Raw genomic sequence first — 13963 nt, forward strand, 5'->3', positions numbered from 1 at the left:
CTGGCGGCCTGATAGAGAGTACGGCTGGCTCCGTAGAAAAAAGGGCGCCCGCAGGCGCCCAGGAGAGCAAAGCGAATTAGGGTGGGATCAGTCGTCCTGATCGCTGGGCTGGGGCAACGCCGGCAGCGACTTGTCGAGCAGCTCGACGCTCTGGCGGTAGTAGAGCTGGCTCTTGTTATGCTCGCCCAGGTTGGCATAGAGCCGGGCCAGCTCCGCGCAGACCACGCCGCTGGGGCGCTGGCGCTGGCTCGCCTCGAAGTACTCCTGGGCCTTGCCCCAGTAGGCGTTGCGCAGCGACAGTCGGCCCAGGGTCAGCAGCAGGTCCGGGTCGTTGGGGCGCTCCTGCAGCCACTTCTCGGCATACACCAGCTGGCGGGCCGGATCGACGCTGAGCAGCCCGTAGCGCAGCACCAGTCGCGGGTCCCAGCACTCCTTCAGGGAGTGACGCAGCAGGCGCTCGGCGATGCCCTCCTGCTTGCCACGCACCAGCGCCTCCGCATAGAGCACCACCAGCCCCACGTCGCCGCGCAGGCTATCCGGCATGTCGGCCCAGAGGTTGCGCACCCGCTCCACGTCCTCGGGGTGACGGGCGGCCTGGGTCAGCAGCTCCCGGTAAGCGCGCCTCTCCAGTTCGAAGCGCTCCTCCTCGGCGATCAACTGCTGGGCGGCGAGCCGCGGCATCAAGCGGCGCAGGCCATCCCAGTCACTGACGCTGAGGTAGGCCTGCTTGAGCTGCTTGAGCACCTGGGGGTGATTGGGCAACTGCTTGTCGAGGCGGGTCAGGGTGGCCAGGGCCTCCTCGAACTGCTGGCGATCCAGCATCAGTTGCGCCTGCATCATGCCCACCGCGGTATCGGCCCCCTCGGTACTCAGGTGCGCCCGCTTGAGCAGGGTGTCGGCCTGATCGAAGTTGCCCTGGTAGTGGGCCGCCAGGGCCGCCGAGAGGTAATTGACCAGGGGTGTGCTGGAGTCCTCGGCGGCCTTGACCAGGGACTTCTCGGCCTTCTTCCAGCGACCCTCGGCCAGCGCCACCAGGCCGCGCACGGTGCGCTTCATGGCGTTGCGGTTGCGGGTGCGGCTGTTCCACAGCTTGAGACGACTCACCGGGCGGCGCAGCCGCACCAGGATGCGCAGCGCGAAGTGCAGCACCAGGAAGGCCACCAGCAGCAGCACCAGGCCGAACCAGAAGGAGGTCTGTACGGAGGTGTCGCCGACCCGGATCAGCCAGTAGCCCGGGAAGGATTGCATCAGTTGGCCGAAGAGGGCGCCGAGGGCCAGGCCGACGACGATGAGCAGGATCAATTTTCTCATGACTCGCCCGCCTCCCCGGCGCCGCCGAAGCGACTATCGATGAAACGGTTCAGGGCCTGCTGGGAGCCGCTGATATCGGGCAGCTCGGGGCGGATGGCCCGCTCGCGCAGTTCGGCCAGGCGCGCCAGGGTGTTCCGGACGCCGTCCCGGTCGGTGGCGTAGTAGCCCTCCACCAGGGTGATGGCCTTGTCGAGGCTGGCTCGATAGAGGGCCTCCTCCTCCTTGAGCAGGGCCAGCTGCGCCTGCTCGAGCAGCAGCCGCACGTTCTGGCGCAGGTAGGCCTCCTGCTCCGGGGCGATCAGCGCCTCCAGGGCCTGGTCGTGATGGCGCACCGTCACCAGGGAGGTCAGCTCGCCGGCGAAGCGCCCCAGCTGCTCGCGCCAGCCGCCGGTCGGCGCGCCGCCATTGCCGATCTCCAGCGCCAGCTCTTCCACATCCTGGGCCAGTGGCAGGGTCGCCAGCTGCTGCTGCTGGGCGTCCAGGGCCAGGTAGAGGCCGGTGCGATCGACCCGCGGCACCGCCTCCAGGGCGGCCAGCTCGCTGGCCAGGGCGCGACGCACCGGCAGCAGGGCCGGGTTGTCGGCCTCGCTCAGGCGCGCATCGGCGGTGCGCAGCAGGGCCGCGGCGCCTTCCGGGTCACGCTCCAGCTGCACCCGCTGGTTGGCCAGGCGCAGCAGATAGGCCGCCTCGGCATGCAACCACTCGCGCTCGTCGGCATTCTGCTCCCGAGCCAGTTCCGCCAGGACCCGATCCAGGGCCTCGTCCACCTCGCCGCGATAGTCGCGGAAGTCGCCCTCCAGGCCACTCAGGGCACTGTCGAGGGCGGCCCGGCTCTCGTCGGCGCGCGCCTCGAGGCGTCCTTCGAGGTCGCTCAGGGACTGCACCTGCGCCTCGGCGGCGGCCAGCCGCTCGCGCTGCTCGCCCAGGGTCTGCCAGCCCATCCAGCCCAGCCACAGGCCGACCAGGGCCAGCAGCACCACCAGCACCAGGGCGATCAGGCCCGCCTTGCCACCGCGTCCCTGCCCCTGGGCGGGCGGGCTCCCGCCCTGGCCACCGCCACCCGCCGCGGCCTTGCCGGTTCCCTGCTTGGCGCTGCCTGGCTTGCCGGCGCCGGCCGAGCCCTGGGGAGCCGACTTGCCGCCGGACGCCGGCTTGCTGGAGGTCGACTTGCCAGGGGCCGAAGTGCCGGCCTTGTCGGACGAGGCCTCGCTTTCACCGGACGCCGGGGCCGACGCCGCGGCACCTGCCTTGGCACTCGCCGACTGCCCCTGTCCGCCGCGCCGGCGTCGCCCGCCGCGATTGCCCTTCTCCTGCTCCGCGGCCGCGCCCGCCTGATCGGCGGGCTCTTGGGAAGCGGCGCCGGGCGCCGGCCGTTCGTCCTGATCGTGTGGTTGCTTGCTCATCTATCGCTAGCCCTTGTCGAGATCGTCATGATCGGGTTCGGCGCCATCCAGGTTGCAGGCCCCGGCCACGGCGGCCGCCAAGGCGGCCGGGGTGGCTCCCGTAGCCGTATGAAGCTTGGTGAACCCCAGGCTACCGGCCAGTGTAGCCAGGCGGGGGCTCGAAACGATTAGCGGTTGGTTCAACGCCGCCTCGCCACACCAGGGGGCGAGGTGCTCCAGCAGCTCGCCGCTGGTGACCACCAGCGCCCGGTACTCCCCCCGGGCCAGCCAGGCCGCCGCCTCGGGCGCGGGCGGCAGGCACTCTCGTCGATAGAGTGCCAGACGCGTGACCCGGGCGCCACGGGCACCCAGGGTCTCGGCCAGCAGCGGCCGCCCTCCCTCGCCGGCCACCAGCAGTACCTTCTGCTCATCGAGCCGACGCAGCCCGGCCAGGCTCAGCAGCGCCTCGCTGGTATCCCCCTGGCCCGGCGGCGGCACCCGGACCCGCACCCCGAGCCGTTGATGCAGGCGTTCGGCGGTGGCGCTGCCCACCGCATAAAAGCGTGGCCCCAGCGGCAGCTGGGGCCAGTAGCGGTCGAGGGCCTCGGCCAGGCAGTCGGCGGCGAAGGGGCTGACCACGATGACATGCTGAAACGCATCGAAGTCGAGCCAGACGCTACGCTGCGCCTGAGTTTCCGGCAGGGCCTGCAGGCGCATCACCTCCAGGGCGACGTTCGCCACCCCGAGGGCGTCCAGGGCCTCTCGCAGGGGCCGGGCCCGCTCCCCCGGCCGGGTAATCAGGACCCGCGATGCCGCCTCCATCAGGCGTCGCCGTAAACCTCGGCGAGGATCTCGCCGGCGCCCTGGGCGAGCAGGTCCTCGGCGACCCGAATCCCCAGGGTCTCCGGTTCGAAGGCCGAGCCGCGGCCCTCGGCGCGCAGCACCCGGGTGCCATCGGGACTGCCCACCAGGGCCCGCAGCCAGAGGGTACGGCCATCGTCCTCGAGGATCGCATGACCGCCGATGGGCACCTGGCAGCCCCCTTCCAGGCGGGTATTCATGGCCCGCTCGGCGCGCACCCGGGTGGCGGTCTCGGCGTCATCCAGGGGCGCCAGCAGCGCCACCAGATCGGCGTCGTGGGTGCGGCACTCGATGCCCAGGGCCCCCTGACCGCAGGCCGGCAAGCACACCTCCGGGGGCAGTTCCATGGCGATGCGCTCGCCCAGGCCCAGGCGGCGCAGCCCGGAGGTGGCGAGAATGATGGCGTCGAACTCGCCGGCATCGAGCTTGCCCAGGCGGGTCTGGACGTTGCCTCGCAGGTTGAGGATCTCCAGGTCCGGACGCGCCTCCTTCATCTGCAGGCCGCGCCGCAGGCTGGAGGTGCCGATCCGCGACCCTTCGGGCAGCTCGTCGAGGCTAGCATACTGGTTGGAGACGAAGGCGTCGGTAGGTTCGGCACCGGCGAGGATCACCGACAGCCCCAGCCCTTCGGGAAAGTGCATGGGCACGTCCTTCATGGAGTGCACGGCGATATCGGCCCGCCCGTCCAGCATCGCCTCCTCCAGTTCCTTGACGAAGAGCCCCTTGCCGCCGACCTTGGCCAGGGGCGCATCGAGGATCTGATCGCCGCGGGTGGACATGGCCACCAGCTCCACCTCGAGGCCGGGGTGGATCGCCTGGAGGCGGTCGCGGACATGCTCGGCCTGCCACAGGGCCAGCAGGCTCTTGCGGGTGGCGATGCGCAGGGTAGTGATGGCGGACACGTGATTCTCCCGTCGCGGGGCCCGCACCTTGGCGGGCGTTCCCATGAATCGTTGGCGCGGGATCGAGCCCCGCTTTTATTACCCCATCATAAAGCAGTCGCCAGATAAGGAAAAACGCCCCTGGCGTCGTGCCTGCGACGAGCGACGCTGGCATGGCCTGCCCCGTCGACTCTGGTACACTGCCAGGCATTACCTTGTCAGCCAACTTGCAGGATTTCTCCTCCGATGACGAAGTCGACCAACCAGTCCTGGGGCGGCCGTTTCAGCGAGCCCACCGATGCCTTCGTCGAACGCTTCACCGCCTCGGTGGACTTCGACCAACGCCTGGCCCATCACGATATCCAGGGCTCCATCGCCCACGCCACCATGCTGGCCCGGGTCGGCGTGCTCACCGACGCCGAGCGCGATGCCATCGTCGCCGGCCTGGGCGAGATCGACGAGGAGATCCGCCGCGGCGACTTCCCCTGGTCGGTGAAGCTCGAAGACGTGCACATGAACATCGAGGCACGGCTCACCGACAAGATCGGCATCACCGGCAAGAAGCTGCATACCGGCCGTTCCCGCAACGACCAGGTGGCCACCGATATCCGCCTTTTCCTGCGCGACGAGATCGATATCGTCGCCGCCGAACTGGCGCGCCTGCGCGAGGGGCTGATCACCCTGGCCGACCGTGAGGCCGACACCATCATGCCCGGCTTCACCCATCTGCAGACCGCCCAGCCGGTGACCTTCGGCCACCACCTGCTGGCCTGGCAGGAGATGCTGGCCCGGGACCACGAGCGCCTGCTCGACTGTCGCAAGCGGGTCAACGTCATGCCCCTAGGCGCGGCGGCGCTGGCCGGCACCACCTACCCCATCGACCGCCACGTCACCGCCGAGCTGCTGGGCTTCGAGCGCCCGGCGGAGAACAGCCTGGACGCGGTGAGCGATCGCGACTTCGCCATCGAGTTCACCAGCTTCGCCAGCCTGCTGCTGATGCACATGTCGCGGATGAGCGAGGAGCTGGTGCTGTGGACCAGCGCCCAGTTCGACTTCATCGACCTTCCCGACCGCTTCTGCACCGGTTCCTCCATCATGCCGCAGAAGAAGAACCCGGACGTGCCGGAGCTGGTGCGCGGCAAGTCGGGCCGGGTCTACGGCCACCTGATGGGCCTGCTGACCCTGATGAAGTCCCAGCCGCTGGCCTACAACAAGGACAACCAGGAAGACAAGGAACCCCTGTTCGACACCCTGGACACCGTCAAGGACTGCCTCAAGGCCTTCGCCGACATGGTGCCGGCCATCGAGGCCAAGGCCGACAGCATGCGCGAGGCGGCCCGCAAGGGCTTCTCCACCGCCACCGACCTGGCGGACTACCTGGTGCGCAAGGGCGTGGCCTTCCGCGACGCCCACGAGATCGTCGGCGAGTCGGTGGCCTTCGGCATCCGCGAGGCCAAGGACCTCTCCGAGATGAGCCTCGACGAGCTGCGCCAGTTCTCCGAGGTGATCGAGGCGGACGTCTTCGAGGTACTGACCCTGGAAGGCTCGGTGGCGGCCCGTAACCATATCGGCGGCACCGCCCCCGACCAGGTGCGCGCCGCGGCCCAGCGGGCCCGCGACGCCCTGAAGGCGCTGCGCTGATGGCCCGGCTGGCCCTGGGCGCCCTGCTGCTGATGCTGCTGACCGCCTGCGGCCAGCAGGGCCCGCTGTATTTGCCGGAGACGCCGCCCGCCGAGGCGGCCGCCCCCACCGATAACGAGGCCTGAGATGGATCACTTCGACTACCGCGACGGCGTCCTGCATGCCGAGGACGTGCCCCTGGCGGCGATCGCCGAGCGCTTCGGCACCCCCTGCTATGTCTACTCCCGGGCCACCCTGGAGCGCCACTTCCGCGCCTATACCGAGGCGCTGGGCAGCCACCCCCACCTGATCTGCTATGCGGTCAAGGCCAACGCCAACCTGGCGGTGCTGGGCCTGCTGGCTCGCCTCGGCGCCGGCTTCGATATCGTCTCGGTGGGCGAGCTGGAACGGGTGCTGGCCGCCGGCGGCGACCCGGCCAAGGTGGTCTTCTCCGGGGTCGCCAAGCAGGAGGCCGAGATGGCTCGCGCCCTGGAGGCCGGCATCAAGTGCTTCAACGTCGAGTCGCGCCCGGAGCTCGAGCGGCTCGACGCCGTGGCCGGACGCCTCGGCAAGGTGGCGCCGGTCTCGCTGCGGGTCAATCCGGACGTGGACGCCGGCACCCACCCCTATATCTCCACCGGCCTCAAGGACAACAAGTTCGGCATCCCGGTGGATGAGGCCCTGGGCGTCTACGAGCTGGCCGCGCGCCTGCCGAATATCCGCATCAGCGGCCTGGACTGCCATATCGGCTCCCAGCTCACCGAGCTCGCCCCCTTCCTCGACGCCCTGGATCGCCTGCTGGTGCTGCTCGAGCGACTGCGCGAGGCGGGCATCGAGATCGACCACCTGGACCTCGGCGGCGGCCTCGGCGTGCCCTACCGGGACGAGCGCCCACCGGCGCCCTTCGACTACGCCCGTGCCCTGCTCGAGCGCCTGGCCGCCTGGCCCGGCGGCGAGCGCCTCACCCTGCTGTTCGAGCCGGGGCGCTCCATCGCCGCCAATGCCGGGGTGTTGCTGACCCGGGTCGAGTACCTCAAGCCCGGCGAGACCAAGAACTTCGCCATCGTCGACGCCGGCATGAACGACCTGATCCGCCCCGCCCTCTACCAGGCCTGGCAGCGCATCCTGCCGGTGGACACCCGCCCACCCCGGGAGAGCGCCACCTATGACGTGGTGGGCCCGGTGTGCGAGACCGGCGACTTCCTGGGCAAGGAGCGGGAACTGGCCATCGCCGAGGGCGACCTGCTGGCGGTGCGCTCCGCCGGTGCCTACGGCTTCGTCATGGCCTCCACCTACAACAGCCGCCCGCGCCCCGCCGAGGTGATGGTGGATGGCGACCAGGTGCACCTGGTGCGCCGCCGCGAGCGCCTGGAGGCCCTCTGGGAGGGTGAGGCCCTGCTGCCGGAGGCCCGCTGATGCTGCTGCACTTCACCAAGATGCACGGCCTGGGCAACGACTTCATGGTCGTTGACCTGGTCACCCAGCGGGCCCGGCTGCGCGACGAGCAGATCCGCCAGCTCGCCGATCGCCACTTCGGCATCGGCTTCGATCAGCTGCTGATCGTCGAGCCGCCCCGGGACCCGGACCTGGATTTCCGCTACCGCATCTACAACGCCGACGGCAGCGAGGTGGAGAACTGCGGCAACGGCGCGCGCTGCTTCGCCCGCTTCGTGCGTGACCAGCGCCTGACCCACAAGCACAAGATTCGCGTCGAGACCGCCGGCGGTCCCCTGACCCTGGTGGTCCAGGAGGATGGCCGGGTCAGCGTCGACATGGGCCCGCCCCGCTTCGCCCCCGAGGCACTGCCCTTCGAGGCCGCGACGGACCAGCTGCGCCACCCCCTGACGGTGGAGGGCGAAACCCTCGAGATCGGCGTGGTCTCCATGGGCAACCCCCATGCGGTACTACGGGTCGATGACGTGGACAGCGCCCCGGTGGCGCGGCTGGGCCCGGCCATCGAGTCCCACCCGCGCTTCCCCCGGCGGGTCAACGCCGGCTTCATGCAGGTGGTCTCGCCCCACGAGATCCGCCTGCGGGTCTACGAGCGGGGCAGCGGCGAGACCCTGGCCTGCGGCACCGGTGCCTGCGCCGCGGTGGCCAGCGGCATCCGTCAGGGGCTGCTGGAGAGCCCGGTGACGGTGCGCCTGCCCGGTGGCGAGCTAACCATCGAGTGGGCCGGCGACGGCGCGCCCCTGATCATGACCGGTCCCGCGGAGCGGGTCTTCGAGGGCCGGGTTCCCCTGAACTGACCCCCACCACCACGACGAGGAGTTGCCCATGACGCGCGCCCAGGCCCCCGAGCCCCGCCAGACCCTCGACCCGGAACGGGTCGCCCACTGGCTGGCCCGTCATCCCGACTTCTTCGTCGGCCGCGAGGGGCTCCTACAACAGCTCAAGGTGCCCCACCCGGAGGGGCGCGGCGCCATCTCGCTGCTGGAGCGCCTGGTTCATGACCTGCGCGAGCGGGCCGAGACCGCCGAATGGCGGCTGGAACAGCTGCTCGACTCGGCCCGCCATAACGAGGGGCAGTATCGCCGCACCCGGGCCCTGGTACTGGCCCTGCTGGAGGCCGAGGATGGCGACGCCCTGGGCCAGACCCTGGCCACGCAGCTCGCCGAGCAGTTTCAGACCAGCGCCGTGGCCCTGTGGTGCCCGGCCAGCCTCACCGACCGCGAACCGCACCCGCCCCAGGCGCCCCGCCAGGTGCTCGACGACACCGCCGGGCAACGCCTGGGGGCCCTGCTGGAGGGGCGCAACAGTCGCTGCACCCGGCTCTCCGCCACCGACTGGAAGCTGCTGCTGCCCCATGCCAAGGCGCCGGCCCAGGCCGGCTCCTGCGTGATCACCCGGCTGACTCTGGGCGAGCCGCTGGGCTACCTGGTGCTGGCCAGCCACGACACCGAACACTTCCGCGCCAGCCTCGACACCCTCTTCACCGAGTACCTCGGCGAGGTGGTGGCACGCCTGCTGGTGCATCACGGGAGGGCCGGGGATGCCCCCCGCTGAGGCCCTCGCCGACGAACTCGAGGCCTTCCTCGGCGCCCTGGCGCGAGAGGCAAGCCCGGCCACCCTGGCCGCCTATCGCCGCGACCTGAGCGCCTTCCTGGCCTTCGCCGAGGCCGCGGCGCTGGCCGACTGGGGTCAGCTCGATGCCGCCCTGGTGCGGCGCTTCCTGGGTCAGGAGCGGGCCCGGGGCCTGGCGCCGCGCAGCCTGGCCCGGCGCCGCGCCGCCCTGTCACGCTTCGTGGCCCACCTGGTGGAGGAGGATCGCCTGGATCACGATCCGGTGCGCCTCTCCCAGGCGCCCCGCCAGCCCCGCCACCTGCCCAGGCCGGTGGACGTGGACCAGTTGGCACGCTTCCTCGACGCCCCCCACGACGACTCACCCCTAGCCCGCCGCGACCAGGCCATGCTGGAGCTCTTCTACTCCTGCGGCCTGCGCCTGGCGGAGCTGGCCGGGCTCGACCTGGACGACCTCCAGCCCCGTCGCCTGAGGGTATTGGGCAAGGGCGCCAAGCCGCGCCAGCTGCCCATCGGCCGGCGGGCCCGCCAGGCCCTGGATGCCTGGCTACGGGTGCGTGGCCAGCTGGCCCGGGAGGGTGAGCCGGCGCTCTTCGTCGGCCAGCGGGGCAGCCGCCTGGGGCATCGCGCCATCCAGCTGCGCCTGGCCAGGCTGGCCCGGGAGCGCGGCCTCGCCGAGCACCTGCACCCCCACCGCCTGCGTCACTCCTTCGCCAGCCACCTGCTCGAATCGAGCCAGGACCTGCGCGCGGTGCAGGAACTGCTGGGCCATGCCAACCTGAGCACCACCCAGGTCTATACCCGCCTCGACTGGCAGCACCTGGCCGCCAGCTACGATGCCGCCCACCCACGCGCACGCCGCCGCCCCGAGGGCGGCCAGGATGACCCATGACGCGCCTCGATACCCTGACCTTCGATCTGGATGACACCCTGTGGGACAACGGCCCGGTGATGGAGCACGCAGAACAGGGCCACTACCACTGGCTGGACAGCGCCCTGAGCACCTGGCTGGAGGCCCGATTGGCCGAGCTGGGTCGCTATGGCGAGCGCTTCCCGCTGCCCACCTATGTACAGCATCGCGGCGAGGTGGCGCGGCGCTTCCCGCTGCGCCGCGGCGACTTCACCTGGATTCGCCGCCGTAGCCTCTATGAACTGCTGGAGGCCTATGGCCTCGCCTCCCAGGAAGCCGAGATGTGGGCCACCGCCGCCATGGAGCGTTTCCTGGAACTGCGCCACCGCCTCGATCCCTACCCAGAAGTGGATGGCCTGCTGGAGGCACTGGCGGGAGAATACCGATTGGCCACCATCACCAACGGCAACGTGGACCTCAATCGACTGCCCCTGGTGCGTCACTTCCCGGTGTCGATCATCGCCGGCGAGCTGCTCGCCCCCAAGCCCGACGCCCGCCCCTTCCTGGCCGCCCTGGCGCGACTCGACAGCGCCCCATCACGGGCCCTGCACGTGGGCGATTCCTGGAAGGAAGACGTGCTGCCGGCACGCCGCCTGGGCATGCGGGTGGCCTGGATCGATCGTCATGGCCAGGCCGCGGATGAGGCGCTGCCGGCGGGGGTCCACCGCCTCACCCATGTGCGCGAGCTGCCGGCGTTGCTGGCCCGGCTCCAGGGCCAGGCCTGACGGCCGTTACTCGGCCGCCAACCAGCCATCCAGCCGTGCCCGGGCCTCCTCGACGCCCTCGCGCTTGAGGGCCGAGAAGAGCTGCACGCTGACCAGGTCCTCCCACTCGCGCAGGCGCTGACGCACCTGCAGCAGGGCCGCCTTGGCGGCACCGCTCTTCAGCTTGTCGGCCTTGGTCAGCAGGATATGCACCGGCATCGACTGCTCGTCGGCCCAGCCCAGCATCATCTGGTCGAACTCGGTGAGCGGGTGGCGCACGTCCATCACCAGCACCAGGCCGGCCAGGCAGGCCCGCCCGCGCAGGTACTCGCCCAGGTGGCGCTGCCACTCCAGCTTGACCTTCTCCGGCACCTTGGCGAAGCCGTAACCGGGCAGGTCCACCAGGCGCCGTCCGGTTTCCTCCCCCAGGGTGAAGAAGTTGATCAACTGGGTGCGCCCGGGGGTCTTGGAGGTGCGTGCCAGTGCCTTCTGCTGGGTCAAGGTGTTGATGGCACTGGACTTTCCGGCGTTGGAGCGGCCGGCGAAGGCCACCTCGCGCCCCTCGTCCGGCGGGCACTGGGCCAGGGTCGGCGCACTGGTGAGAAAGCGGGCGGTCTGGTAGTTAAGAGACGGCATGGAAGGGATCCTGGCGAAAGTTCGGCTTAGGGGAAACATTGAATAAATCGGCGAGCGGAATGAAGCACAAGGCGCACGGCGCACAGAAACCGGAGCCTATGGGGTATAGGTGAGGATTTCGAGCACCGCGCAACGCAGTGATTCACCCGTGCAGCCATTTATGCGGTGTTTCCTTTAGGTGGCAGGTCGGGCACAGATTCACCTCACCCCGGCGAGTCGTTATAATGCCCTGTATTTTTCAGCGACCTGGGGCACGTTAGTGTACCACCCTGCTCTCGCCGACAACGAACCGCGCCCGATAGAGGCGCAGCATGGACAGCGGGCGGCGCCCAGGATACGTTCCGGTCAACAATCAACGGCATAGTGGATTAGCGATGAGAAAGTTACTGGCAAGCCTGGCCCTGACCATGGGCGCAGTGGGCGTGGCCCACGCCGACCTCCAGGGCGACCCCGCCGCGGGTCGCGAGAAGGCGCAGACCTGCGCCGCCTGTCACGGCCAGACGGGCATCAGCCCCTCTCCGGCCTTCCCGCACCTGGCGGGCCAGCAGGCCTCCTACCTGGCCAAGCAGATCATGGATATCCGTGACGGCGAGCGCCCGGTGCCGCAGATGGCCGGTCAGGTGGACAACTTCAGCGACCAGGATGCCTGGGACGTGGCGGCCTTCTTCGCCCAGCAGGACGCCAACCTGGGGCAGGCCGACCCGGACGAGGAGCTGGTGGCCCGTGGGCGCGAGCTCTACCGTGCCGGCGACATGGGCAAGGGCATCCCGGCCTGTGCCGCCTGCCACACCCCCACCGGCCAGGGCATCGGCTCCGCCGTCTACCCGGCCCTGAGCGGCCAGTTCGCCGACTACACCGTGGCCACCCTGCAGGACTTCGCCCGCGGTGAGCGCGCCAATGACCCCAACGGCATCATGCGCGATATCGCCGCCAAGATGAGCGACCGCGACATGGAAGCGGTGGCCAACTATGTGCTGGGCCTGCACTGAGGCCGTGCCGGCCTAGCGCTTCACGACCGGGGGCGGCCAGATGGCCGCCCCCGGTCGTTTGGGAACCCCGCCGCCCCATCGCGCTCAAACCCAGCGACGCGCCCGGCAAGGGGCGGCGAATCCTGTTACCTTTACCCCTATTCATGCTCCAAGGAGTTCTCGCATGCTCAAGCCCCTGATGGCATCCCTGGCGATCTTCGGCCTGGCCGGCCTGGCCCAGGCCCAGTCCACCCCCCTGGTGGAGGGCCAGCACTACGAGCGGCTGCCCAGCCCGGTGGAAACGGTGGTGGACGAGGGGCAGATCGAGGTCACCGAGGCCTTCTGGTATGGCTGTCCCCACTGCTATCGCCTGCAGCCGAGCGTGAGCGAGTGGTACCCCACCCTGGAGGACGACGTCAGCGTGGTGCACATGCCCGCCACCATGGGCGGCGACTGGAACCTCCACGCCGGGGTCTACTATGCCGCCGAGGCCCTGGGCATCCTCGACGAGGTGCATGCCGAGATCTTCGACGCCATCCACCAGCGGGGCAAACGCCTCACCGATACCGACGACGTGGCCGCCTTCTTCGCCGAGCATGGGGTCGACGAGGCGGAGGCTCGAGAGGCGCTGACCTCCTTCGGCGTCCGCTCCCGGGTCAACCAGGCCCATAGCCGCATGCGCGCCATGCGCCTGATGGGAGTCCCGGCCCTGATCATCGACGGTCGTTACCTGGTCAGCCCCTCCAGCGCGGGCAGCCTGGAAAACATGCCGCAGATCGCCGAGGCCCTGATCGACAAGGTGCGTCAGGAGCGAGGCGAGTAACCCCATGACCCAGGCCGAGGCCATGAGACCCTTCCATCAGCCGGACCATCTTCGCCTGCTCACCTTCAATATGCAGGTGGGCATTCATACCTCGGCCTATCACCACTACCTGACCCGCAGCTGGCAGCACCTGCTGCCCCACCCCAAGCGGCGGGGGCGCCTGGACATGGTCGGCGAGGTCCTCGGGCAGTTCGATATCGTCGGCCTCCAGGAGGTCGACGGGGGCAGCTTCCGTTCCAGCCAGATCAATCAGGTGGAGTACCTGGCGCAACGAGCCGGCTTCCCCCACCACTTCCAGCAGCTCAATCGCAACCTGGGACGCTTCGCCCAGCACAGCAACGGCCTGCTGTCGCGGCTGCCGCCGGCGCATATCGAGGAGCACCGCCTGCCCGGCACCCTGCCCGGCCGCGGCGCCATCCATGCCCGCTACGGCGAGGGCCCCGACGCCCTGCACCTCTTCGTCGCTCACCTGGCCCTGAGTCACCGCGGTCGCATGCGCCAGCTCGACTACCTCAGCGAGCTGATTACCCCCTTGCGCCATGTGGTGGTGATGGGGGATCTCAACTGCACCCCGGACCAGATCCACGCCCACCCCAACTTCTGCGCGGCCCTGCCCCTGCATCCGGTCAAGCCGCTGCTCAGCTACCCCTCCTGGCAGCCCCGCCGGGCCCTGGACCATATTCTGCTATCCGACTCCCTGGTGGCCGAGGAGGTGCGCGTCCTGGATCACCTCTTCTCGGATCACCTGCCGGTGGCGGTGGACGTTCACCTGCCAAACGCCTGCCAGCTCGCCCTCTATCAGCATATCCAGGCCACCAAGAACTGATACCTCGTTGAGGGCAGCGG

Annotated in this window: 15 protein-coding genes; 10 read left to right on the forward strand and 5 right to left on the reverse strand. The window is 69.9% G+C overall.

Annotated elements, in window-relative coordinates:
- Positions 1 to 87: 87 nt before the first annotated feature.
- The 4 genes from IHD13_RS12135 to hemC are packed head-to-tail and all read right to left on the reverse strand — an operon-like array spanning position 88 to position 4456.
- The gene (locus IHD13_RS12135) at positions 88 to 1311 is read right to left on the reverse strand and encodes a heme biosynthesis HemY N-terminal domain-containing protein (RefSeq protein ID WP_195861317.1); all 1224 of its coding nucleotides are present in this window, start codon (positions 1309 to 1311) and stop codon (positions 88 to 90) included.
- Complete coding sequence (locus IHD13_RS12140; protein WP_195861318.1) at positions 1308 to 2714, reverse strand: uroporphyrinogen-III C-methyltransferase; 1407 nt, start codon at positions 2712 to 2714, stop codon at positions 1308 to 1310. The genes IHD13_RS12135 and IHD13_RS12140 overlap by 4 nt, the downstream gene beginning before the upstream one ends.
- Positions 2715 to 2720: 6 nt before the next feature.
- Positions 2721 to 3515 (reverse strand): uroporphyrinogen-III synthase, encoded by a 795-nt coding sequence (locus IHD13_RS12145; protein WP_195861319.1) that lies wholly within the window; start codon positions 3513 to 3515, stop codon positions 2721 to 2723.
- The gene (gene hemC, locus IHD13_RS12150) at positions 3515 to 4456 is read right to left on the reverse strand and encodes a hydroxymethylbilane synthase (RefSeq protein WP_326838350.1); all 942 of its coding nucleotides are present in this window, start codon (positions 4454 to 4456) and stop codon (positions 3515 to 3517) included. Before hemC ends, IHD13_RS12145 begins: the two co-directional genes overlap by 1 nt.
- Positions 4457 to 4681: 225 nt before the next feature.
- Here hemC and argH point away from each other — a divergent pair, with 225 nt between their 5' ends.
- The 7 genes from argH to IHD13_RS12180 are packed head-to-tail and all read left to right on the forward strand — an operon-like array spanning position 4682 to position 10711.
- Complete coding sequence (gene argH, locus IHD13_RS12155; protein WP_195861320.1) at positions 4682 to 6076, forward strand: argininosuccinate lyase; 1395 nt, start codon at positions 4682 to 4684, stop codon at positions 6074 to 6076.
- Complete coding sequence (gene lptM / locus IHD13_RS18230; protein WP_230086275.1) at positions 6076 to 6201, forward strand: LPS translocon maturation chaperone LptM; 126 nt, start codon at positions 6076 to 6078, stop codon at positions 6199 to 6201. Before argH ends, lptM begins: the two co-directional genes overlap by 1 nt.
- A 1-nt stretch (position 6202) precedes the next feature.
- On the forward strand, positions 6203 to 7471 hold the full coding sequence (gene lysA, locus IHD13_RS12160) for a diaminopimelate decarboxylase (RefSeq protein WP_195861321.1): 1269 nt from the start codon (positions 6203 to 6205) through the stop codon (positions 7469 to 7471).
- The gene (dapF, locus tag IHD13_RS12165) at positions 7471 to 8304 is read left to right on the forward strand and encodes a diaminopimelate epimerase (protein WP_195861322.1); all 834 of its coding nucleotides are present in this window, start codon (positions 7471 to 7473) and stop codon (positions 8302 to 8304) included. The genes lysA and dapF overlap by 1 nt, the downstream gene beginning before the upstream one ends.
- A 28-nt stretch (positions 8305 to 8332) precedes the next feature.
- Positions 8333 to 9061 (forward strand): DUF484 family protein, encoded by a 729-nt coding sequence (locus IHD13_RS12170; protein ID WP_195861323.1) that lies wholly within the window; start codon positions 8333 to 8335, stop codon positions 9059 to 9061.
- Positions 9048 to 9968, forward strand: coding sequence for a tyrosine recombinase XerC (locus IHD13_RS12175; protein WP_195861324.1), 921 nt, complete (start codon positions 9048 to 9050; stop codon positions 9966 to 9968). The genes IHD13_RS12170 and IHD13_RS12175 overlap by 14 nt, the downstream gene beginning before the upstream one ends.
- Complete coding sequence (locus tag IHD13_RS12180) at positions 9965 to 10711, forward strand: HAD family hydrolase (RefSeq protein WP_195861325.1); 747 nt, start codon at positions 9965 to 9967, stop codon at positions 10709 to 10711. The genes IHD13_RS12175 and IHD13_RS12180 overlap by 4 nt, the downstream gene beginning before the upstream one ends.
- 6 nt (positions 10712 to 10717) lie before the next feature.
- On the opposite strand, the gene yihA is transcribed toward IHD13_RS12180, so the two are convergent.
- Positions 10718 to 11326 (reverse strand): ribosome biogenesis GTP-binding protein YihA/YsxC, encoded by a 609-nt coding sequence (yihA, locus tag IHD13_RS12185; protein ID WP_195861326.1) that lies wholly within the window; start codon positions 11324 to 11326, stop codon positions 10718 to 10720.
- A 374-nt stretch (positions 11327 to 11700) separates the two neighbouring features.
- Between yihA and IHD13_RS12190 the strand changes: the two genes are divergently transcribed.
- The 3 genes from IHD13_RS12190 (at position 11701) to IHD13_RS12200 (ending at position 13943) form a co-directional block, all read left to right on the forward strand.
- Positions 11701 to 12315, forward strand: a complete 615-nt coding sequence (locus IHD13_RS12190; protein ID WP_195861327.1) for a c-type cytochrome — start codon at positions 11701 to 11703, stop codon at positions 12313 to 12315.
- 163 nt (positions 12316 to 12478) lie between these two features.
- Positions 12479 to 13117, forward strand: a complete 639-nt coding sequence (locus IHD13_RS12195) for a thiol:disulfide interchange protein DsbA/DsbL (protein WP_195861328.1) — start codon at positions 12479 to 12481, stop codon at positions 13115 to 13117.
- A 4-nt stretch (positions 13118 to 13121) separates the two neighbouring features.
- Positions 13122 to 13943 (forward strand): endonuclease/exonuclease/phosphatase family protein, encoded by an 822-nt coding sequence (locus tag IHD13_RS12200; RefSeq protein WP_195861329.1) that lies wholly within the window; start codon positions 13122 to 13124, stop codon positions 13941 to 13943.
- Positions 13944 to 13963: the final 20 nt, after the last annotated feature.

This window comes from Halomonas sp. 328, assembly GCF_015645095.1.
GTDB lineage: Bacteria > Pseudomonadota > Gammaproteobacteria > Pseudomonadales > Halomonadaceae > Bisbaumannia.

Excerpts from the sequence above, each read along its gene's own strand:
- yihA (WP_195861326.1), bottom strand. The coding sequence starts at position 11,326 with ATGCCGTCTCTTAACTACCAGACCGCCCGCTTTCTCACCAGTGCGCCG.
- IHD13_RS12140 (WP_195861318.1), bottom strand. The coding sequence starts at position 2,714 with ATGAGCAAGCAACCACACGATCAGGACGAACGGCCGGCGCCCGGCGCC.
- IHD13_RS12145 (WP_195861319.1), bottom strand. The coding sequence starts at position 3,515 with ATGGAGGCGGCATCGCGGGTCCTGATTACCCGGCCGGGGGAGCGGGCC.
- lysA (WP_195861321.1), top strand. The coding sequence starts at position 6,203 with ATGGATCACTTCGACTACCGCGACGGCGTCCTGCATGCCGAGGACGTG.
- IHD13_RS12190 (WP_195861327.1), top strand. The coding sequence starts at position 11,701 with ATGAGAAAGTTACTGGCAAGCCTGGCCCTGACCATGGGCGCAGTGGGC.
- lptM (WP_230086275.1), top strand. The coding sequence starts at position 6,076 with ATGGCCCGGCTGGCCCTGGGCGCCCTGCTGCTGATGCTGCTGACCGCC.
- dapF (WP_195861322.1), top strand. The coding sequence starts at position 7,471 with ATGCTGCTGCACTTCACCAAGATGCACGGCCTGGGCAACGACTTCATG.
- IHD13_RS12170 (WP_195861323.1), top strand. The coding sequence starts at position 8,333 with ATGACGCGCGCCCAGGCCCCCGAGCCCCGCCAGACCCTCGACCCGGAA.
- IHD13_RS12200 (WP_195861329.1), top strand. The coding sequence starts at position 13,122 with ATGACCCAGGCCGAGGCCATGAGACCCTTCCATCAGCCGGACCATCTT.
- IHD13_RS12180 (WP_195861325.1), top strand. The coding sequence starts at position 9,965 with ATGACGCGCCTCGATACCCTGACCTTCGATCTGGATGACACCCTGTGG.
- IHD13_RS12195 (WP_195861328.1), top strand. The coding sequence starts at position 12,479 with ATGCTCAAGCCCCTGATGGCATCCCTGGCGATCTTCGGCCTGGCCGGC.
- argH (WP_195861320.1), top strand. The coding sequence starts at position 4,682 with ATGACGAAGTCGACCAACCAGTCCTGGGGCGGCCGTTTCAGCGAGCCC.
- IHD13_RS12175 (WP_195861324.1), top strand. The coding sequence starts at position 9,048 with ATGCCCCCCGCTGAGGCCCTCGCCGACGAACTCGAGGCCTTCCTCGGC.
- IHD13_RS12135 (WP_195861317.1), bottom strand. The coding sequence starts at position 1,311 with ATGAGAAAATTGATCCTGCTCATCGTCGTCGGCCTGGCCCTCGGCGCC.